This window comes from Microbacterium sp. I2 (genome assembly GCF_051364985.1).
Lineage (GTDB): Bacteria > Actinomycetota > Actinomycetes > Actinomycetales > Microbacteriaceae > Microbacterium.
This window is the reverse complement of sequence record NZ_JBLWIH010000010.1, coordinates 1-19,356: the sequence shown is the minus strand read 5'-3', so window position 1 is coordinate 19,356 and position 19,356 is coordinate 1. Positions and strand designations below refer to the sequence as shown.

Annotated in this window: 20 protein-coding genes; 9 read left to right on the top strand and 11 right to left on the bottom strand. The window is 70.6% G+C overall.

What is annotated here, in order from left to right; all coding sequences use genetic code 11:
- Positions 1 to 18: 18 nt before the first annotated feature.
- A complete protein-coding gene (locus ACLKM7_RS09255; protein WP_436446915.1) occupies positions 19 to 732 on the bottom strand; it encodes a ferritin-like fold-containing protein in 714 nt (237 codons plus the stop codon).
- A 174-nt stretch (positions 733 to 906) separates the two neighbouring features.
- On the opposite strand from ACLKM7_RS09255, the gene ACLKM7_RS09250 reads away from it, so the two are divergent.
- Together ACLKM7_RS09250 and ACLKM7_RS09245 are read left to right on the top strand one after the other, a co-directional pair.
- Positions 907 to 2,436 (top strand): DEAD/DEAH box helicase, encoded by a 1,530-nt coding sequence (locus ACLKM7_RS09250; RefSeq protein ID WP_436446914.1) that lies wholly within the window; start codon positions 907 to 909, stop codon positions 2,434 to 2,436.
- Positions 2,437 to 2,543: 107 nt separating this feature from the next.
- Positions 2,544 to 2,978 carry an SHOCT domain-containing protein gene (locus ACLKM7_RS09245; protein WP_343234347.1) on the top strand — a complete coding sequence of 145 codons (435 nt, stop codon included), beginning with the start codon at positions 2,544 to 2,546 and terminating at the stop codon, positions 2,976 to 2,978.
- Between the two features lie 42 nt (positions 2,979 to 3,020).
- Here ACLKM7_RS09245 and ACLKM7_RS09240 read toward each other — a convergent pair whose 3' ends face one another.
- The gene (locus tag ACLKM7_RS09240) at positions 3,021 to 3,944 is read right to left on the bottom strand and encodes a PHP domain-containing protein (RefSeq protein ID WP_436446913.1); all 924 of its coding nucleotides are present in this window, start codon (positions 3,942 to 3,944) and stop codon (positions 3,021 to 3,023) included.
- Between the two features lie 74 nt (positions 3,945 to 4,018).
- Between ACLKM7_RS09240 and ACLKM7_RS09235 the strand changes: the two genes are divergently transcribed.
- The 3 genes from ACLKM7_RS09235 to ACLKM7_RS09225 all read left to right on the top strand — a co-directional run bounded on the left by ACLKM7_RS09235 (position 4,019) and on the right by ACLKM7_RS09225 (position 8,425).
- Complete coding sequence (locus tag ACLKM7_RS09235) at positions 4,019 to 5,041, top strand: endonuclease/exonuclease/phosphatase family protein (protein ID WP_436446912.1); 1,023 nt, start codon at positions 4,019 to 4,021, stop codon at positions 5,039 to 5,041.
- A 61-nt stretch (positions 5,042 to 5,102) separates the two neighbouring features.
- Entirely contained in the window at positions 5,103 to 6,554 is a 1,452-nt protein-coding gene (locus ACLKM7_RS09230) for an aminopeptidase P family protein (RefSeq protein ID WP_436446911.1), read from the top strand.
- Between the two features lie 32 nt (positions 6,555 to 6,586).
- Positions 6,587 to 8,425 carry a gamma-glutamyltransferase family protein gene (locus ACLKM7_RS09225; RefSeq protein WP_436446910.1) on the top strand — a complete coding sequence of 613 codons (1,839 nt, stop codon included), beginning with the start codon at positions 6,587 to 6,589 and terminating at the stop codon, positions 8,423 to 8,425.
- A gap of 112 nt (positions 8,426 to 8,537) precedes the next feature.
- Here the strand turns inward: ACLKM7_RS09225 and ACLKM7_RS09220 are convergent, their stop codons facing one another.
- From ACLKM7_RS09220 to ACLKM7_RS09200, 5 genes are read right to left on the bottom strand one after another with little or no spacing between them, the layout of a single operon-like run.
- On the bottom strand, positions 8,538 to 9,212 hold the full coding sequence (locus tag ACLKM7_RS09220; RefSeq protein WP_436446909.1) for an alpha/beta hydrolase family protein: 675 nt from the start codon (positions 9,210 to 9,212) through the stop codon (positions 8,538 to 8,540).
- A gap of 24 nt (positions 9,213 to 9,236) precedes the next feature.
- Positions 9,237 to 10,064, bottom strand: a complete 828-nt coding sequence (locus tag ACLKM7_RS09215) for an ABC transporter permease (RefSeq protein ID WP_436446908.1) — start codon at positions 10,062 to 10,064, stop codon at positions 9,237 to 9,239.
- The gene (locus ACLKM7_RS09210) at positions 10,051 to 10,836 is read right to left on the bottom strand and encodes an ABC transporter permease (RefSeq protein WP_436446907.1); all 786 of its coding nucleotides are present in this window, start codon (positions 10,834 to 10,836) and stop codon (positions 10,051 to 10,053) included. Before ACLKM7_RS09210 ends, ACLKM7_RS09215 begins: the two co-directional genes overlap by 14 nt.
- Positions 10,833 to 11,813 carry an ABC transporter ATP-binding protein gene (locus tag ACLKM7_RS09205; RefSeq protein WP_436446906.1) on the bottom strand — a complete coding sequence of 327 codons (981 nt, stop codon included), beginning with the start codon at positions 11,811 to 11,813 and terminating at the stop codon, positions 10,833 to 10,835. Before ACLKM7_RS09205 ends, ACLKM7_RS09210 begins: the two co-directional genes overlap by 4 nt.
- Positions 11,810 to 12,475 carry a general stress protein gene (locus ACLKM7_RS09200; RefSeq protein ID WP_436446905.1) on the bottom strand — a complete coding sequence of 222 codons (666 nt, stop codon included), beginning with the start codon at positions 12,473 to 12,475 and terminating at the stop codon, positions 11,810 to 11,812. Before ACLKM7_RS09200 ends, ACLKM7_RS09205 begins: the two co-directional genes overlap by 4 nt.
- A gap of 39 nt (positions 12,476 to 12,514) precedes the next feature.
- On the opposite strand from ACLKM7_RS09200, the gene ACLKM7_RS09195 reads away from it, so the two are divergent.
- From ACLKM7_RS09195 to ACLKM7_RS09185, 3 genes are read left to right on the top strand one after another with little or no spacing between them, the layout of a single operon-like run.
- Positions 12,515 to 13,831, top strand: a complete 1,317-nt coding sequence (locus ACLKM7_RS09195; protein WP_436446904.1) for a magnesium transporter MgtE N-terminal domain-containing protein — start codon at positions 12,515 to 12,517, stop codon at positions 13,829 to 13,831.
- The gene (locus ACLKM7_RS09190; protein WP_436446903.1) at positions 13,831 to 14,358 is read left to right on the top strand and encodes a DUF1003 domain-containing protein; all 528 of its coding nucleotides are present in this window, start codon (positions 13,831 to 13,833) and stop codon (positions 14,356 to 14,358) included. The genes ACLKM7_RS09195 and ACLKM7_RS09190 overlap by 1 nt, the downstream gene beginning before the upstream one ends.
- A complete protein-coding gene (locus ACLKM7_RS09185) occupies positions 14,355 to 15,506 on the top strand; it encodes an Mrp/NBP35 family ATP-binding protein (RefSeq protein WP_436446902.1) in 1,152 nt (383 codons plus the stop codon). Before ACLKM7_RS09190 ends, ACLKM7_RS09185 begins: the two co-directional genes overlap by 4 nt.
- A gap of 10 nt (positions 15,507 to 15,516) precedes the next feature.
- Here the strand turns inward: ACLKM7_RS09185 and ACLKM7_RS09180 are convergent, their stop codons facing one another.
- Positions 15,517 to 15,909 carry a Sec-independent protein translocase TatB gene (locus ACLKM7_RS09180; protein ID WP_436446901.1) on the bottom strand — a complete coding sequence of 131 codons (393 nt, stop codon included), beginning with the start codon at positions 15,907 to 15,909 and terminating at the stop codon, positions 15,517 to 15,519.
- A gap of 73 nt (positions 15,910 to 15,982) precedes the next feature.
- On the opposite strand from ACLKM7_RS09180, the gene ACLKM7_RS09175 reads away from it, so the two are divergent.
- A complete protein-coding gene (locus ACLKM7_RS09175) occupies positions 15,983 to 16,618 on the top strand; it encodes an O-methyltransferase (protein ID WP_436446900.1) in 636 nt (211 codons plus the stop codon).
- Positions 16,619 to 16,666: 48 nt separating this feature from the next.
- On the opposite strand, the gene ACLKM7_RS09170 is transcribed toward ACLKM7_RS09175, so the two are convergent.
- From ACLKM7_RS09170 to dapE, 3 genes are all read right to left on the bottom strand, one after another.
- Entirely contained in the window at positions 16,667 to 16,840 is a 174-nt protein-coding gene (locus ACLKM7_RS09170) for a DUF3117 domain-containing protein (protein WP_019179788.1), read from the bottom strand.
- A 96-nt stretch (positions 16,841 to 16,936) separates the two neighbouring features.
- On the bottom strand, positions 16,937 to 18,160 hold the full coding sequence (locus ACLKM7_RS09165; RefSeq protein WP_436446899.1) for a hypothetical protein: 1,224 nt from the start codon (positions 18,158 to 18,160) through the stop codon (positions 16,937 to 16,939).
- Entirely contained in the window at positions 18,142 to 19,218 is a 1,077-nt protein-coding gene (gene dapE / locus ACLKM7_RS09160; RefSeq protein WP_436446898.1) for a succinyl-diaminopimelate desuccinylase, read from the bottom strand. The genes ACLKM7_RS09165 and dapE overlap by 19 nt, the downstream gene beginning before the upstream one ends.
- Between the last annotated feature and the right edge of the window lie 138 nt (positions 19,219 to 19,356).

The following is a 19,356-nucleotide window of genomic DNA, read 5'->3' as shown; positions in this document are numbered from 1 at the left end:
CCGATCGCTCGGGAACCCTCAGGCCGCGAGACCCATCGCATCCATCCGCCGTGAGTGCGCCGCCATCAGTTCGGTGAAGACGGGCTCGACCTTGTCCTGGCCCGCGGCGCCCAGGGTCAGCGGCCTGAGCGCCCCGCGGGCGATGAGCAGAGTGTCGCCGACGAGACGGCGGCCCCACAGCGCGAGCAGCGACTTCCACTCGGGGTCGCTCGCGATGGTCTCGCCGATGAGATCCACGATCGCCTGGCGGTCGTCGTCGGCGTGCAGAATGCGTGCGACCCGGTCGCCCGTCTCGCCGTAGCTCGCCGACAGCGCGAGATAGAAGTCGTCGAGCATGCCCGCCGTGATGTGCACCGAGAGCATCGTCTCCTCGGGCCGCACGCCGTGCGTCGCATGCCGGAAGGCGTCGAGCGGCTCGCGGAACGGCCGCATCAACTCCGTGGGCTCGGCGCCCCGTTCGCGGATGAGCGCGACCAGCGCCTCATGCTTGGTGAGCGCCGCACCGGCCGCCCGCGACAGCGCCTCCTTCTCGCCGAGTTCGGGCGTCGTCTGGATCAGCTCGCTCAGCGTCTCGAAGAACCCGAGCTGCAGATACGCGGCCTGGCCGAGGTAGGTCTGGATGTCGGGAGCGAGCTCCTCGAAGTCGACGCGGTTCGCGCCGCCGAGCTCGTCGCGCGACCTGAGCTGCAGCTTGCGCCCGGTGTCGCGCCGCTGCCAGAACCACTTCACCACGCTGACAGCCTAGGACCTCCGGTATCCTGGACCCGGCCCCGGCGTCGGATCGGGGCGCCCGCGCCTGTGGCTGAGAGTAGGGCGTGGATTCCATCTCCCGCCCGCGCGCCGCCGACGGCGCCGCGCCAGGGCACGGACTCAGGCAGCATCTCACTGCCGGACAGGCAATTCATCGTGACCACCTTCGCCGATCTCGGCGTCGATCAGGACATCGTCGATGTCCTCGCGGCCAAGGGCATCGTCGATGCCTTCCCGATTCAGGAGCAGACCATCCCCCTCGGACTGCCCGGTCAGGACATCATCGGTCAGGCCAAGACGGGAACGGGCAAGACGTTCGGCTTCGGCATCCCCGTCGTCCAGCGTCTGGGACCCGACCCCGAGCCCGGCGTGAAGGCACTCATCGTCGTGCCGACCCGCGAGCTGTGCGTGCAGGTGTACGAAGACATCGACATGCTGACCGCGGGCCGCGCGACCAGCGTCGTCGCCATCTACGGCGGCAAGGCGTATGAGGGCCAGATCGAGCAGCTCAAAGCGGGCGCGCAGATCGTCGTCGGCACGCCCGGACGCCTGATCGACCTCAACAACCAGCGGCTGCTGGACCTGTCGAAGGCGGTCGAGGTCGTGCTGGACGAGGCCGACAAGATGCTCGACCTCGGCTTCCTCGCCGACATCGAGAAGATCTTCCAGAAGGTCTCGCCGATCCGTCACACGCAGCTCTTCTCGGCGACGATGCCGGGGCCGATCGTCGCCCTCGCGCGCCGATTCATGTCGAACCCCATCCACATCCGCGCCACCGACCCCGACGAGGGCCTGACGCAGGCGAACATCAAGCACCTCGTCTACCGCGCCCACTCGCTCGACAAGGACGAAGTCATCGCCCGCATCCTGCAGGCCGATGGCCGTGGCAAGACGGTGATCTTCACGCGCACCAAGCGCGCCGCCCAGAAGCTCTCGGACGAACTCAGCGACCGCGGGTTCAACGCCGCCTCCGTCCACGGCGATATGAGCCAGGAGGCGCGAGAGCGCTCGATGGCGGCGTTCAAGGCCGGCAAGCGCGATGTGCTCATCGCGACGGATGTCGCCGCCCGCGGCATCGACGTCGACGATGTCACGCACGTCATCAACCACACCATCCCCGATGACGAGAAGACCTATCTGCATCGCGCCGGCCGCACCGGTCGCGCCGGCAAGACGGGCATCGCGGTGACCTTCGTCGACTGGGACGACCTGCACAAGTGGGCGCTCATCAACCGGGCCCTGGAGTTCGGGCAGCCCGAACCGGTCGAGACGTACTCGTCAAGCCCTCACCTCTACACCGACCTCGACATCCCCACCGGTACGAAGGGCCGCATCGCGACGGCTCCCAAGACTCAGACCGTGCGGGTGCAGCCGCAGAGCGCCGCGGATGCCGCGGCCGAGGTCGAGGCGACCGGGTCGTCGGCTCCGCGCCGTCGTCGCCGTCGTCGCGGCGACTCGTCGGAGCGCGTCGGGTCGACCTTCGTGGAGGGCGCCGATGCCGCGAGCGGCACCGATGGCGCGTCCGCCGGATCGCCGGACCAGGCACCGGCCGAGCGTGCGGCCGAGGGCGCCGGCACGCACGACGGCGGCGGTAAGGAACACCACGACGGACGGCTGGCCCCGCGCCGCCGCCGTCGCCGTCGCGGAGGCTCCGGCGCGTCGAGCACGGCGCCCACCGGCGCCTGATCTCGCCACGCGGCGAGATCCTGCTCCCACAAGACGGGCGTTCGCCGCTATCGTGAGCGGCATGCGGCGCGTCTGGCGCCTCACCTCGCATTCACGAAAGGCAGATCGTGCGTTTCATCGACGTCATGCCCATCAGCTACGAGTACCAGGGTTTCTGGGGCTCGTTCTGGGACATCATCTGGTGGTTCCTGTGGGCGTTCTTCTTCATCGCGTACCTGTTCGCACTGTTCGCCGTCATCGGTGACCTGTTCCGCGATCACAAGCTCAACGGGTGGCTGAAGGCGGTGTGGATCATCTTCCTGATCTTCGTGCCCTTCCTGACGCTGCTGATCTACCTGATCGCACGTGGCCGGGGCATGGCCGAACGCGGTGCCGCCGAGGCGTCGCAGGTGCAGAAGGCGCAGGAGGCCTACATCAAGTCCGTCGCGGGCGGCTCGGGCGCAAGCCCCGCAGAAGAGATCGCCAAGGCGAAGTCGCTGCTCGACGCCGGCACCATCACGCAGGCCGAGTACGACGCGCTGAAGGCCAAGGCTCTCGGCTGAGGCCCGGCTGCGGCATCCGTCGCGAAACGCCCTCGTCCGCCCTCACGGGTAGACGGGGGCGTTCCCCGTCGCCCGCGCGAGGATGCGTGCGACCATCTCGTCGCTGGTGGTGTGCTCTCCGGGCTGGTTCGGCTTGCCCAGGCCGTGGTAGTCGCTCGAGCCCGTGACGATCAGGTCGCGGTCGTGGCAGAGCCGGCGCAGCGTGCGCAGCGCCGGCTCGACGTTCTCGCGATGTCCCAGTTCGAAGCCCGCGAGCCCCGCCGTCAGCATCCGCTCCAGGAGCGGCATCGGAAGCAGGCCCGCGCGGCCCGCGGGATGGGCGATGACGGCGACGCCCCCGGCACCGACGACCAGTTCGACGGCGGTGACCGGGTCGGGAGCGTACAGCGCGACGTAGTAGTCGCCGCCCGGGCTGAGGATGCCCGAGAAGGCCTCGGCTCGATCACGGACGAATCCGCGCGCGACGAGCGCGTCGGCGATGTGAGGACGGCCGACGGTGGCGCCGTCGCCGGTCTGGGCGACGATGTCGTCCCACACGAGGTCGTAGTCCCGCCCGATCCGGTCGGCCATCAACCGCGCGCGATCCAGCCGCGAGGAGCGGATCCGCTCGGTCATCGCCCTCAGCGCGGCATCATCGGGATCGGGCAGGTACGCGAGCACGTGGACGCTGCGCCATTCGTGCCGGGCGGACAGCTCCATCCCGGGCAGGAACGTCATGCCGAGGGATGCCGCGGCCTCCGCCGCCTCGGCCCACCCCGAGGTGGTGTCGTGGTCGGTGAGCGCCGCAGTGCGCACTCCGTGCGCGTGGGCGGCGGCCATCACGTCGGCGGGGGCCTGCGTGCCATCGGAGTACGCCGAATGCAGGTGCAGATCGCTCGGCCCCTCGAACCGCCGGCCACCCGCGGGCCGGGGCTCCGCGCGTCGCCCCGGCGACCCGTGAAGATCACGCGGGGAGGTTGCCGGCATCCTTCGAGCGTAGCGCGGCGACGTGCGGGCCCGTGCTGACCGATCTCTCAGCCTGCTCGCATAGAGTCGCCGTCGTGCTTCGCCTCCTCGGGATCCTCGTGACCGTGCTGTGCGCGATCGCGGCGGCCGTGGTGACGTGGCCGGGTTTCTTCCGCCTGGAGCGCACCTTTCCGATCGCCCAGATCGTCTCGTTCCGCGGCGTCCTCGTCGTCGTCTTCGTGGCGGCGCTCGTGCTCACGCTGCTGCTGGCGCTCATCCGGCCGATCCGGGGTCTGGCGCTCGCGCTCGCGGTCGTCGCCGTCCTCGCCGTCGTCGCCAACGCCGCGGTGATCATGGTGCGCGGTGGCACCGGCACCGACGCGCTGCCCGTCAAGGCCGAGGACAGCGTCCGGGTCATGACGTGGAACACAGCGGGTTCTGCGACGCCGCCCGAGACGATCGCCAAGATCGCCGTGGCGATGGCGGCCGACATCGTCGCCCTCCCCGAGACGACCATCGAGACCGGGGAGAAGGTCGCCATCGCGATGCGCGATCTCGGTCACCGCATGTGGGCGCATCACGCCGAGGACCCGTCCACCGAGTGGGACGCGGGATCGACGACTCTGCTGATCTCCCCCGCGCTCGGCGACTACGCCGTGATCGAGTCCTCGCTCAACGGCACGAGCAACACCTCGACCGTGCCCAGTGCGGTCGCGATGCCGACGAGCGGCGACGGCCCGATCGTCGTGGCCGTCCATGCCGTCGCGCCGCGTCCGAGCTACATGCAGAGCTGGCGCGACGACCTGCAGTGGCTGTCAGACCAGTGCGGCGACGCCGACGTCATCATGGCGGGCGATTTCAACGCCACAGTCGACCACATGGCGGGACTCGGGCAGGGGGATGCCACGCTCGGCCACTGCCGCGATGCCGCGGTGGACACCGGCAACGGTGCCGTCGGCACATGGTCGACCGAGGCCCCCGCTCTGCTGGGAGCGCCGATCGACCACATCATGGCCTCGCGCCACTGGCAGGCGTCGGGCTCGCTCGTCCTGCGCTCCCTCGACGGGTCGGGATCCGATCACCGGCCGCTCATCGTGCAGTACGAGCCCTCCGGCTGACCTCCCTCCGGGGCCCCGTCCGACTGCCGCACGCCCGCCGCGAGCGTGCCAGACTTGACGCATGAGCAGCGCAGCCGAGCCCGCGGCGGGCACCACGGGCGACACGATCGCCGAACCGACCGCCGAGCAGACCCAGACCGTCTCCACGACGACGAATCGTCGCCAGCCCTTCGGGCAGGGGTTCCTCGACACGATCTCGACCGGCTGGGCGGAACGGCCCGAGTCCCTGCCCACGGCGCGCCCCCAGGCATCCTTCGCCGCCGCACGGCGGAGCGCCGTGTCGGCTGCGTTCCGGGGCAGGCGCCTGGTCTTCCCGGCCGGCGAGATGAAGCAGCGCAGCAATGACACCGACTATCCCTTCCGTGCGCACTCCGCGTTCTCGCACCTGACCGGGTGGGCCGCCGACGCCGAACCGGGCGCCGTGCTGGTGTTCGAGCCGGCCGACGACGGGCATGTCGCCACGCTGTACTTCCGCGAGCGCGCCGATCGCACCACCAGCGAGTTCTATTCGGATGCCTCGATCGGCGAGTTCTGGATCGGCCCTCGCCCCGCGCTCCAGGGCGTGGCCGCCGATCTCGGTCTGGCCACCGCGCACGTCGACGAGTTCGAGCCGCGCGACGGGGACCTCGTGCTGGACGAGGACGAAGACCTCACCCGCTTCGTCTCCGAACTGCGGCTGGTCAAGGATGCGTACGAGGTCGAGCAGATGAAGCTCGCCGTCGAGGTCACGGCGCGGGGATTCGACGACATCGTGGCGGGACTCCCCGCCGTCGTCCAGCACGCGCGGGGCGAGAGGGTCGTCGAGGGCGTGTTCCACCAGCGCGCGCGCAGCGACGGCAACGCGGTCGGCTACGACACGATCGCGGCATCCGGTCCCCATGCGTGCTACCTGCACTGGACGCGCAACGACGGCGCGGTCATGCCGGGCGACCTCATCCTCATCGACGCCGGAGTCGAGGTCGACAGCCTCTACACGGCCGACATCACCCGCACGCTGCCGGTGAGCGGCCGGTTCACCGACATCCAGCGCAAGATCTACGAGACCGTGCGCGAGGCCGCCGACGCCGCCTTCGCCGCGGCGAAGCCGGGAGTGAAGTTCCGCACGGTGCACGAGGCGGCGATGCAGGTCATCGCGACGCGGGTCGCGGAGTGGGGACTGCTGCCGGTCAGCGCCCAGGAGGCTCTCGACGCCGACCGAGGTGGACACCACCGCCGCTACATGGTCCACGGCACGAGCCATCACCTCGGCATCGATGTGCACGACTGCGCGCAGGCCCGCCGCGACATGTACTACGACAGGCTCCTCGAAGCCGGCATGGTCTTCACGATCGAGCCCGGGCTGTACTTCCAGATCGACGACATCACGGTGCCGGAGGAGTATCGCGGCATCGGCGTGCGCATCGAGGACGACATCCTCATGACCGAAGACGGCCCGGTGAACCTGTCGGCGGCGATTCCTCGCACCGCCGACGAGGTCGAGGCCTGGATCGCCCGCCTCTCTCCCGCGCGCTGAGCGACCGAATCCCCGACCGGACGCCCCGCACCGTGACCTACACCGCTCCCCCGTCGTTCACGACCCGGCCGACCCTGTCGGGCACCTTCGGCATGAGCGCGTCGACCCACTGGCTCGCCACCGCGACGGCGCAATCCGTGCTGGAGCGGGGCGGAAACGCGTTCGACGCCGCCGTCGCGGCCGCCTTCGTGCTGCACGTCGTCGAGCCCCACCTCAACGGGCCCGGCGGCGACCTCGTGGCGATCTTCCACGAGGCGGTCGACGAGACCTCCCCGAACGCCACCGCCCCGACCGTGCTGATGGGGCAGGGGCCGGCGCCGGCCGGGGCGACGATCGAGCACTACCGCGGCGAAGGGCTGGAGCTGGTCCCCGGAGCGGGTGGCCTGGCCGCCGCGGTGCCCGGCGCCGTCGATGCTTGGCTGCTGCTCCTGCGCGATCACGGCACGTGGGAACTGAACGACGTGCTGTCGTACGCGATCGGCTACGCGCGCGACGGCCACCCACTCGTCGCCGGCGCAGCCGCGACGATCGCGCGCGTGGCGCAGCTGTTCCGAGACGACTGGACCACCTCCGCCGCCCTCTGGCTGCCCGACGGCACAGTGCCCCAGGCCGGGGACATCGTCCGCAACCCCGCGTACGCGGCCGTGCTGGACGGACTCGTGCACGCCTCCTGCGCGGTGCGCGACGACGGCCCGGTCGGACGCGCCGCCCGCATCGACGCGGCTCGCCGTGAGTGGAAGACCGGGGTCGTCGCGCACGAGGCATCCGCGTTCCTGGCGCAGGCGCATCGGCACTCCGACGGCACAGCGCATGCCGGAGTCATCACGCCGGACGACTTCGCGGCGTTCGAGGCCCGGTACGAGCCGGCCCTCACGCACGGTTTCCGCGGCCGCGTCGTCGCCAAGGCGGGCGCGTGGACGCAGGGTCCCGCGCTGCTGCAGACCCTCGGCCTCCTCGAGCCGCTCGCCGACGACCTGCTCGACCCATCGCAGGAGTCCGGCGCCCACACGATCCTCGAGGCGCAGAAGCTCGCTCTCGCCGACCGCGACGCGTGGTTCGGCGACGCCGAGGTGGATCTCGACGCGCTCCTGGCGGAGGATTATCTCGCCGAGCGCCGCGCGCTCATCGGCCCGACCGCGTCGGGCGAGTTCCGCCCCGGCCTCCTCGACGGGCGCACGCCCTTCCGCCCGCCCCTGCGCACCTCGTACGGTGCGTCTTCGGCCGCCACGGGCGAGCCGACGGTCGCCCACGGCGAGGCTCGCGTCAGTCGGAACGGCGAGACGCGCGGCGACACGTGCCATCTCGACGTCGTCGACCGCTGGGGCAACATGGTGTCGGCGACACCGTCGGGCGGCTGGCTGCAGTCCTCGCCGACGATCCCCGCGCTCGGCTTCTGCCTCGGCACACGGCTGCAAATGACGTGGCTCGAGCCCGGGCATCCGTCGTCCCTCGTGCCGGGCCGCCGCCCGCGCACCACCCTCACGCCGACCCTGGTGCTGCGGGACGGCGTACCCGAGTTCGCGATCGGCTCCCCCGGCGGTGACCAGCAGGATCAGTGGCAGCTGCTCGCACTGCTGCGCATGATCGTGGGCGGCTACACGCCGCAGCAGGCCATCGACGCCCCGGCGCTCCATACGACGTCGATGCCGGAGTCGTTCTGGCCGCGCACCTGGACGCCCGCGGGCGCCGTGGTGGAGGACCGGCTCGGGGACGCCGTCATCGACGGACTCGTGCGGCGCGGCCACGCCGTCACGCGGGCGGGTGACTGGGCGCTCGGGAGGGTGTCGGCGGTCGGGCGCAACCACGCCGACGGCACGTTCTGGGCGGCGGCGAATCCACGCGGAATGCAGGGCTACGCCGCCGGTCGATAGGCCAGGCTCCGCCGCCGGCCGCTAGGCAAGGCTCCGCCGCCGGTCGATAGGCAAGGCTCCGCCGCCGGTCGATAGGCAAGGCTCCGCCGCCGGTCGGTGAACCGCGCCGGCCTCACATCCTGTCGCGCATCCACTCCGCGACGAGCGGCGCCAGCCCGGCGCCGATCTCGTCGGCGGCACGCTTGCGGCCCTTCACCTCGAACGAATGGCCGCCGTCGAGCCAGGCGATCTCCGCGTCGCGGCACGTGGCGACGGCCTCCTCGAGCTGCGAGTGCGGGTCGACGAAGGGATCCGTCCTCCCCTCGACGAACAACTGCGGCGGCCCCACCGCCGGCAGGTGCGCGACCCGCGGCTTGTCGGGAGCGCCCGGCGGGTGCAGCGGATAGCCGAGGTAGACCAGTCCCGAGGGGGCGATCGCCCCCTCGGCTGCCGCCATCGAGGCCATGCGGCCGCCGTAGGACTTCCCCACTGCGAAGGTGGGCGCCCCCGTCTGCGCGGAGGCGAAGGCCATGACGGCGGCCCATGTGGCCACGGCGTGGGCAGCGGGCCCCGGCATCCGTCGTCCCGCTTCGACATAGGGGAAGTTGAACCGGAGCGTCCCCACACCGTGCTGTGCGAGGGACCGCGCGAATCCGGTGAGGAACGGATGCCGGTACCCGGCGCCTGCGCCGTGCGCGATCGCCGCGAACGCCCAGGCGTCGCCCGGAAGCGCGAGGTCGCCTGACACCTCCACCCTTCCCGCCGGAAGGTCGACGGGGATGCGGAGCGGTGCGAGAGGTTCGGTCACTGCTCCATCCTGCCCAGCGCGGTCTCACGTGTCGATGTCGATGGAGCCGTCACGCGCGGCCTCCGCGAAGCGCTCGAGCAGCCACGACCCCACGACGAACCACAACGTCCCGAGCGCGAGCGTCACCGCCAGCGACAGCACGAAGAGCGGCCACGAGGCATCGCCGCCCTCGAGCACCGTCCGCAGTCCGCCCAGCGAATGGGTCACAGGGAAGATCTGGGCGAACCACTGCACCGGGAGCGGCCAGAACGCCACCGGCACGAGCACCCCGCTCACCAGGCCCATGACGTTGTGGGTCACGTTCGACGCGGCGTTGCGCCAGGACGGGCGTCGCAGCACGAGCGCCGCGATCGGCAGCGCGAAGCCGTAGCTCGCGACGATCGTGACCGGTACCACCAGGACGAAGGCCGCCAGCTCCACCGGAGTGAGGGCGAAGCCGAACGCCGCCGGCACGACCAGCAGGCAGACGAGCGACGTCGCCGTCGCACTGGGCAGCCACTGCGTGCTGCGCCCGGCGAATACCGGCCACACCCGCCCGGGTGCCGTGACCAGCAGCGGCAGCGTGCCCGACGCGCGCTCCCACGCGGTCGACTGGATGACCCACATCACCTCGGCGACGCCGACGAACAGCCCCCTGCCGATCAGCAGGAAGAAGATCGCCTCGCGGCTCTGCAGCAGCAGGCCGATGAGCCCGAAGAACGCCACCTCCATGAGACACCGCAGCAGCCATCCCGACGCCCAGGACCACCACGTGTAATTGGTGCGGAGGTCGCCGAGTCCGGTGCGAGCGGCGAACGCGAAGATGCGCAGGCTCGAAGGGCGCTCCCGCCGCAGTGCATCACGTGAGACCAAGCTTGCCCTCCTTCCGGGCGTTGCGCAGCGTGAGCGCCAGCAGCCCGCGCGCGACGAGGTACGTCATCAGGCCCAGAGCGAGGATCACGCCGATACGCCATGGCCAGCCGGCCAGCCCGTTCCCCGTCGCAGACGCGCGCAGCAGGTCCGCCGACCACGACAGGTAGACGCCGCGGGCGAGCACCTGCACCCATTCCGGGTACAGCGCCACGGGCACCAGCACGCCGCCCAGCACGTAGAAGGGATAGCTCAGGCTATTCTGGAAGATGCGCGGCGAGCGGGAGTTGACGAAGAAGACCGCGAAAAGCAGCGCCGTCGCGATCGTCGCGGCCGACATCGCGACGTACGTGAGGACGAACACCCCCGGCTCGGCCAGCAGCGGCGGCACACCGAAGAACACCCATCCCGTCAGCATCGACAAGGGCAGCGCGAGCCACGATGCGAGGGTGATCACGACGACACGGCCCACCATCACCAGCTCCAGCCGCGCAGGGGCTGCGGCGATGGCCTCGAGCGACTGATTGTCGCGTTCGTTCGCGATCACCTCCCCCGACAGCATGAGGGCGAGCGCCCACAGCGCGATGACCGCGGGGGCGATCACCGCGTACAGGTCCAGATCGGCGCGGCCGCCGAACCGGAAGATGGCGAGATAGCCGAGCGTCTGCACCGGAACGAGCCACACGGCGAACATCGTCGACGGCTCGCGCCGGAGCATCCGCCATTCCAGCCGCGCCGCAGCCGCAACGACGGCGACGGCGCCGACCCGCCTCACTTCACATCCATCCCGCGGTCGCCGATCACGTGCACGTACACCTCGTCCAGGCTCGGGGCGGTCACCGACACCTGTGTGAAGCCCGCGGCGATGACGGCGCCCAGCACGTCGGCGACCGCGTCGCGACCCAGCGTCTCGACACGGACCACGGACTCGTCCCGCACCACCGCCGACACGACGTCGCCCCGGCGTGCCAGTTCGTCCCCCAGCCGCGCGGCGGCCGATGGATCGCCCGTCCGCACGTCGATCCGCTCGAACGTCGTCATGAGCTCCCCGAGCGCACGCGGCGAGCTCGTCGCCAGCAGTCGCCCGCCGTCGATCATCGAGACCTCGTCGCACAGTTCCTCGGCCTCGGCCATGTCGTGCGTGGTGAGCAGGACGGTCGCGCCGTCGGCCACGACCTCGCGCACGAGGTCCCTGAAGGCGCGCGCCGACACCGGGTCCATGCCCGTGGTCGGCTCGTCGAGGATCAGCACCTCGGGCTGGGGCAGCAGCCCGCGCGCGAGATGCAGGCGCTGCTTCATGCCGCGGCTGAACCGCTCGACGTGAAGATCCACGTCGGCAAGTCCCACGCGAGCGATCACCGATGGGATGCGGAGGGATGCCTCGGCTCGAGGCATCCCGTACATCGCCGCCCAGAACTCCAGGTTCTCGCGCACGGTGAGCTTGGAGTACAGGCCGCGATCGCCGCCGAGTACGAGCCCGATGCGGCGGCGCACCTCACCGGCGTCGCGGACGACGTCCCACCCGCCGACGCGCGCGGTACCCGAGGTGGGGACGAGCACCGTCGCGAGGATCTTGCAGAGCGTGGTCTTGCCGGCCCCGTTCGGCCCGAGGAGGCCGTGCACCGTGCCGGCCTGCACAGTGAGCGACAGCCCGTCCAACGCGACCACCGGCGCCTTCGCGCGGCGCAGACGGTACTCGCGGCGCAGCGCGGCGACCTCGATCGCGGCGTGTCCCCGAGCGCCGTCCGTCACGCGCGATCGCCGTCGCCGTCCGCGGCGGGCGGCTCGGCGTCTGCCGCCGGCTCCGCCACCGCATCGACGCCGTCGTCGACCTCGGTCTGTTTCGGGTTGACCCGCTCACCGTACTTGGGCGGCTCGTCGGCCGGGTCGGCCGCGGCCTGCGCCGGCGCAGGCTGCGCCGGTTCAGTCGTCGGCACCGCTGCCGACTGCGGGCCGAGCACCTGACGCGCCCGCTGCAGGCTGGCCGACGCGACGGTCACCTCGTAGTGGTCTGCGACGACCTGCATCACCGACGCGTAATCGCGGCGACGGCGGACGAACGAGTACGTGACGATGCTCAGCAGCATGCCGATCGCGATACCGACGAACAGGACGCCGACGAACGCCTGGATCGGCACCGAGGGTGAGCCGATCACGAGGATCGCAGAGAACAGCAGTCCCAGCAGCAGCCCGTTGACCGCGCCGGAGCGGGCGGCCGCGGCGTACCCGAGCCGGCCGGTGACGCGCTCGATCGAGCGCAGTCCCTGGCCGACGATGGCGATGTCGCGGGCGGGCACATCCGCCGCGATCAGCGACGACACGGACTTCTGTGCGGCCTCGTACGTCGGGAAGCTCGCGACGGTCTGGCCGACCTCGTCGGTACCCCGCGGGAACCGTCCGCCCATCATGGTCATCTCCCCATCCTCCCACGGCCCGCCGACTACGCTGGGAACGTGAGCACGCAGAGGGTTTTCGTCGCGCGCCTGTCGGGGTGTTCCGTCTTCGACCCTGCGGGTGACCGCCTGGGCAAGGTCCGGGATGTCGTCGTGATCTATCGCAAAGACGATCCCCCTCGCGTCATCGGTCTCGTGGTCGAGATCCCCGGGCGCCGGCACGTCTTCGTCTCGATCGGCCGCGTCACTTCGATCGCGACCGGTCAGGTCATCACGACCGGTCTCATCAACGTCCGCCGGTTCCAGCAGCGCGGCGGCGAGGTGCGTGTGATGGCAGAACTGCTCGGGCGCAAGGTGTTCTTCGCCGACGGGTCCGGCACCGCCGTCATCGAGGACGTCGCGATCGAACGCAACCGCCTCGGCGAGTGGGATGTCGGGCAGCTGTTCCTGCGCAAGCCGAAGACGAGCGCCTCGCCGTTCGCGAAGGGGCCCACGACCTTCGCCGCGTGGGAGGACGTCCGTGAGAGCCAGGTGCCGGGTGAGGCCCAGTCCGCCGAGCAGCTCGTCGCGACCTACTCCGAGCTGCGCCCCGCCGACCTCGCCAACACGCTGCTCGATCTGCCGGAGGAGCGCCTGCTCGAAGTCGTCGAGGAGCTTCCCGACGACCGCCTCGCCGACGCACTCGAGGAGATGCCCGAGGACGATCAGGTGCACATTCTCGAAGCCCTCGACGACGAGCGCGCCGCCGACATCCTGGACGCGATGGAGCCCGACGACGCGGCCGACGTCCTGGGGCAGCTGCCAGAGGATCAGCGCGAGGAGCTTCTCGAGCTGATGGAGCCCGAAGAAGCCGAGGACGTGCGCGCGCTGCTGAAGTACGGCCCCGACACTGCGGGCGGCCTCATGACCAGCGAGCCCATCGTGCTCTCCGCCGACGCCACGATCGCCGAGGCCCTCGCCCTGATCCGGCGGCATGAACTGCACCCGGCTCTCGCGGCCGCCGTCTTCGTGACGCTGCCGCCATACGAGACGCCCACCGGCAGACTCCTGGGCACCGTCCATTTCCAGCGGATGCTGCGCTACCCGCCGCACGAGCGTCTGGGCGCGCTCATCGACGACACTCTCGACCCGATCCCCGCGACGGCGTCGGCCGCCGAGGTCGCGCGCCTGCTCGCGTCCTACAACCTCGTTTCGCTGCCTGTCGTCGACCCGGCTCACCGGCTCGTGGGGGCCGTGAGCGTCGACGACGTGCTGGACTACCTGCTTCCCGAGGACTGGAGATCGCACGACGCCGAGCATCCGGTGTCCCCGGCGATCTCGCCGACGACAGCGGCGCTGCCCAGAGTCAGCGCCCGAAGCACCCGGAGGAAGCGCTGATGGCCAGGCCGGACCGCCGGCCGGCGCTCGACGCGCCCCGGGGACGGTCGGGAATGCTGCAGCGCTCGTCGCAACCGTCGAGCGACCGCTTCGGACGGTTCTCCGAGGCCTTCGCGCGCGCGATGGGCACGTCCGGGTTCCTCATCGGCATGACGATCTTCGTCGTCGTGTGGCTGGCGTGGAACACGTTCGCGCCGCGCGAATGGCAGTTCGATCCGCGCGAGTTCAACTACACGCTGCTGACGCTCATCCTGTCGCTGCAGGCGTCGTATGCCGCACCGCTGATCCTGCTCGCGCAGAACCGCCAGGACGACCGCGACCGGGTGCAGATCGAGCAAGACCGGCAGCGGGCCGAGCGCAACCTGGCCGACACCGAGTACCTCGCACGGGAGGTCGTGGCGCTGCGCATGGCGGTGACCGACTTCACGTCGGAGGTCGTCACCCGCGATGTTCTGCGCACCGAGTTGCGCGCTCTGCTCGACAAGCTCGACGAGCGCGATGCGGACGAGGGCGGCGCGTCTCGATGACGCTCCCCGACGCGGACGAGGTCCGTCGCGCGGTCGGCGCTGTCTCCGACCCGGAGTTGCGGCGCCCCATCGGCGAGCTCGACATGGTGCGCGAGATCTCGGTCTCTGACGGGGTCGCCCGTGTCGCCATCGCGCTGACGATCGTCGGCTGCCCAGCCGCGGACCGGATCTCGTCGGACGTGCGCTCGGCCGCGGCATCCGTTCCCGGTGTCACCGACGTGGTCCTCGAGGTCGGGGTGATGTCGCCCCACGAGCGGCAGGCGCTCACCGAGCGGCTGCGCGGAGGCAGGTCGCGCGAGATGCCGTTCGGCCCGGGCTCCCTCACCCGCGTGATCGCGGTCACCAGCGGCAAGGGCGGAGTGGGAAAGTCCACCGTCACCGCGAACCTCGCGGTCGCCCTGGCCGCTCGCGGGCTGGCGGTCGGGCTGATCGACGCCGACGTGCACGGCTTCTCGATTCCGGGCCAACTCGGACTCGTCGACGCCGACGGGTCCGTTCCGCAGCCGACGCGCATCGACGACCTCATGCTCCCCCCGGTCGCGCACGGTGTGAAGGTCATCTCGATCGGCATGTTCCTGCGACGCAGCGCCGGCCAGGAGCCGCTCGGGGCTGTGGCATGGCGCGGCCCGATGCTGCACCGCACCGTGCAGCAGTTCCTGACCGACGTGTACTTCGGCGACCTCGACGTGCTGCTGCTGGACATGCCCCCGGGTACCGGCGACGTCGCGATCTCGGTCGGGCAGCTCCTGCCCAACGCCGACGTGCTCGTCGTGACGACGCCGCAGACGGCCGCGTCCGATGTCGCCGTGCGCAGCGGGCTGGTCGCACGTCAGACCGGGCAGCGGGTCATCGGGGTCATCGAGAACATGTCGGCGATGACCCTTCCCGACGGCTCGACTCTCGAGCTGTTCGGCAGCGGGGGCGGCCACGCGGTGGCCGAGGCGCTCAGCGAGCCGGAATCGCTCGTGCGGCTGCTGGCCTCTGTGCCGCTGAGTCCGATCCTGCGGCAGGATGCAGATGCCGGTCTGCCCGCCGTGCTCGCGCACCCCGACGACCCCGCCGCGCGCGCCATCGAGGCCGTCGCGACGATGCTGGCCGGCGAGCCACGAGGCCTTTCGGGCCGCGCGCTGCCGTTCCGGCCGCGGTGATGCCGGCGACTCAGGTCGCTTCGGTGTCGAACGGCGTCGGCTGATCCGACGGGCCTCGGAACGGGGAGTTCGCCGACGGTGACGCAGTCGCGCCGGCCGCGGTCACCGCGCCGGCGGCTTGAGCTGCCCGAACGGTCGGCACGGGAGCGTCGTCGAGGAGTGCCTCGCGGATGATGCGTCTCGGATCGTACTGACGAGGGTCCAGCGTGCGCCAGTCGACGTCGTCGAAGTCGTCGCCCATCTCGTCGCGTACGCGCGTCTTCGCGGTGGTGACCCATTCCTTGGCGCGGCGAGTGAGGCCCGCCAGGGACTCGGCCGCCCTGGGCAGTCGCTCCGGGCCGATGATGAGCGCAGCGATCACACCGATCAGCAGCAGCTTCTCGATCGTGAGCCCGAAGATCATGACATCAGATTACCCGCCGCGCCTGTGCGAGGGGCACCCTCGTGCCGCGTAGGCTGGCGTGCGGAGGATGCCGATGGGTGAACAGGGTGCGAACCAGAGGTTCGTCGACGAGGCGACGGTGGAGCCCGACCACATCGCCCGTGCTCGCGCCCACGCCCTCGAGCTCGGCGCCGCGCCGGTCAGCCCGGCGATCGGAGCGCAATGCGCCGTCCTCGCAGCCGTGTCGAAGTCGCTCAACATCGTCGAGATCGGCACCGGTGCGGGCGTTTCGGGGCTCTGGCTGCTGCGGGGATCACCACGCGCCACGCTGACGACCATCGACAAGGAGCCCGAGCACCTCGGCGCGGCCCGCCAGGCTTTCGCCGATGCCCGGATCCCCGCCGCACGCGCCCGCTTCATCACCGGGCGCGCGTCGGAGGTGCTGCCGCGGATGAACGAGGCCTCGTACGACATCGTGCTGGTGGACGCCGACCCCGAGGGCGTCATCGAGTATGTCGAGCACGGCCTGCGCCTCGTCCGCCCGGGCGGGATGGTTCTCGTACCGCGGGTTCTCGCCGGGGGCGCCGTCGCCGATCCGGTGCGACGCGATGCCGTGACCACCTCGTATCGCTCGCTGATTCAGGAGACCCAGGCTTCTTCCGCCGTCCTCGGCGCCCTGTCGATCACCGGCGAGGGCCTGCTGCAGCTGACGACGGTCGCCACCGACTGAAAGCGAAACGGCCGGTCCGAAGACCGGCCGTTCCACGAACGTCAGAACTTAAGCGGCGTTGACGACGCCACCCAGAACGTCGTAGAGCTCCTTGGCCTCAGCGTCGTTCACGGAGACGACAAGGCGGCCCCCACCTTCGAGCGGCACGCGCACGATGATGAGGCGACCCTCCTTCACGGCCTCCATCGGCCCGTCTCCGGTTCTCGGCTTCATGGCTGCCATTGCGGCTCCTTTTCATCGATGGTCTGCGTATCGAGTTTATCGTGAGGGCGCTCTCAGCGGGGTCACGCCTGGGGAAAGCGGCATCCGACGGCATCGTCAGGGCACGCGCCATGCGGTGTCGCCCATCGCGTACATGTTGTAGATCCACCACCATTGCCCTGCGACGCATGCCATCAGGACGCCGATCCGCCACGCGAGGGAGCGCGGCGCGGCAACCGCGCCCCACAGTGGCGAGAGGGGCACCAGCAGGCGGAAGATGCTCGACTGCGGGAAGAACACCAGCAGCAGATAGACCAGGTAGCTCGCGCTCCATAGCCGCACCTCGACGCCGAGGCGCTTCACCTGCGGGACGAAGAGCAGGGCGGCCGCCACCGCGAGCACGGCCGCAGCGAGCACGACGTAGCCGAGCACAGGTGGCAGGTGCCACATCGTGCCGAACCAGAAAGCGGCGGCCGAGACGAAGCCCTCGAACGGGAAGAACGCCGCATCGCCGGGCAGCCAGTTGCGCCGCCAGGCCAGCTCCGTGGCCAGGTAGGCTCCCTGCTCGCCGGTGACCCAGCCCGCCAGCACCTGCCATGCGAATCCCGCAACAGCGGCCAGCAATCCGAGCGCCACGATGTGGACGATCTCGCGTGCAGGCAGAGGCTCGTGATCGCGCCGGAACCAGCGCCAGAGTCCGAACAACGCGAGGAACAGCGAGAACGCGAGTACACCGGGCCGGGTGAAGGCCATCAACGGGACGAGCGCGTACAGCCACGCATAGCGTCGGCGCATGACGCACCAGAGTGCGAGGAAGAGCCACAGCAGATTGAGCGACTCGGCGTAGCCCACCTGGAAGAGGGCCGCGAGCGGGGCGGACGCGAAGAATACGACCGCCCAGGTCGCGGCGGTGTCGTCGAGCCTCAGGCGCAGCAGGTGATAGAGAACGACGGATGCCGCGTACCCGGCGAGGAATGACACCAGAAACGCCCCGACCGCCCAGTGGCCGAAGGGCATGCCGACGAACTTGGCCAGGTACGCGAAGAGCGGCATGAAGGCCCAGGCGTTCTCGCCCACCTGGCCGGATTCGGTGCGGGGCAGCTCCGTGGGATAGCCGGTCTCAGCGAGATACCAGTACCACTGGCCGTCCCACGCGACGACGACGTCGCCGAGATCGGCGCCCTCGCCCATGCGCGAGCCGGCGCCCGACAGCTGTGCCGCGATCAGCAGCAGCGTCGTGGTGAGGGCTCGTGCCGCCAGATAGATCAGGCCGATCCGCAGGGCGACGCGCGCCGCCGATGTGGTCGGCGGACCTGCTGCGGTCAACTGCCCGTCAGCCACGCGCGCAGGCCCCGCTCGACGGCCTCGATCTGCGCCACCAAGACGCGCTCTTCGTCGTGGTGCGCCAGGTGCGGGTCACCGGGACCGTAGTTGACCGCCGGCACACCGAGCGCGCTGAACCGCGCGACGTCGGTCCATCCGTACTTCGGACGTGGCTCTGCGCGGACCGCGGCGAGGAACTCCTGAGCCAACGGTGCGTCCAGGCCCGGACGCGCGCCTGCCGCGCCGTCGACGACTTCCACGTCGAAGCCCGCGAGCACGTCGCGAACGTGGGCCTCGGCCTCGTCGAGGCTCCGGCTCGGAGCGAACCGGTAGTTGACCTCGACCTCACACAGATCCGGGATGACGTTGCCGGCGATGCCGCCGCGGATGCGCACGGCGTTGAGACCTTCGCGGTACACCAGTCCCTCGACGGCGACCTCGCGCGGTCGGTACTCGGCGAGGCGCTGCAGAATCGGCGCGGCCTTGTGGATGGCGTTCTCCCCCACCCATGCACGTGCGCTGTGGGCGCGCACGCCCGCGGTGCGGGCGATCGCGCGCAGATTGCCGTTGCAGCCGCCTTCGACCTCTCCGTTGGAAGGCTCACCGAGGATGGCGAAGTCGGCGGCGAACAGATCGGGGCGGGTGCGGGCCAGACGGGTGAGCCCGTTCAGGTCGGCGTCGACCTCCTCATGGTCGTACCACATCCACGTGATGTCGACGCGGGGGGCGACGAGCTCGGCCGCGAGCTTGAGCTGAACGGCGACGCCGGCCTTCATGTCTACCGTGCCGCGTCCCCAGAGGAACGGCTGGCCGTCGACCAAGATGTCGCGCGTGGGCACGTTGCCGTTGATCGGCACGGTATCGATGTGCCCCGCGATGACGACGCGTTGCGGTCGGCCGAGGTCGGTGCGCGCGACGAGGGTGTCACCGTCACGATAGACCTCGAGATGCTCGAGGGGGGCGATCGCCTCGTGGATGGAATCCGCAAGAACGGTCTCATCATCCGAGACGCTGGGGATGTCGCAGATGGTGCGAGTCAATTCGACAGCGGGGACGGTGAGATCCAGCGAGGGCATTCCCCGAGTCTACCGACGGGCAATCGGTGTGTTAACGCGGAATGGCCACCCTGCGTTGGGTGGCCATTCCGTGTAATGGGTGTCCGGCGGTGTCCTACTCTCCCACAGGGTCTCCCCTGCAGTACCATCGGCGCTGGG

Bases quoted from the DNA above. Each gene is read 5' to 3' on its own strand.
- ACLKM7_RS09240 (WP_436446913.1), bottom strand. From the start codon at position 3,944: ATGCCGGCAACCTCCCCGCGTGATCTTCACGGGTCGCCGGGGCGACGC.
- ACLKM7_RS09230 (WP_436446911.1), top strand. From the start codon at position 5,103: ATGAGCAGCGCAGCCGAGCCCGCGGCGGGCACCACGGGCGACACGATC.
- ACLKM7_RS09200 (WP_436446905.1), bottom strand. From the start codon at position 12,475: ATGACCATGATGGGCGGACGGTTCCCGCGGGGTACCGACGAGGTCGGC.
- ACLKM7_RS09190 (WP_436446903.1), top strand. From the start codon at position 13,831: ATGGCCAGGCCGGACCGCCGGCCGGCGCTCGACGCGCCCCGGGGACGG.
- ACLKM7_RS09185 (WP_436446902.1), top strand. From the start codon at position 14,355: ATGACGCTCCCCGACGCGGACGAGGTCCGTCGCGCGGTCGGCGCTGTC.
- ACLKM7_RS09180 (WP_436446901.1), bottom strand. From the start codon at position 15,909: ATGATCTTCGGGCTCACGATCGAGAAGCTGCTGCTGATCGGTGTGATC.
- ACLKM7_RS09175 (WP_436446900.1), top strand. From the start codon at position 15,983: ATGGGTGAACAGGGTGCGAACCAGAGGTTCGTCGACGAGGCGACGGTG.
- ACLKM7_RS09170 (WP_019179788.1), bottom strand. From the start codon at position 16,840: ATGGCAGCCATGAAGCCGAGAACCGGAGACGGGCCGATGGAGGCCGTG.
- dapE (WP_436446898.1), bottom strand. From the start codon at position 19,218: ATGCCCTCGCTGGATCTCACCGTCCCCGCTGTCGAATTGACTCGCACC.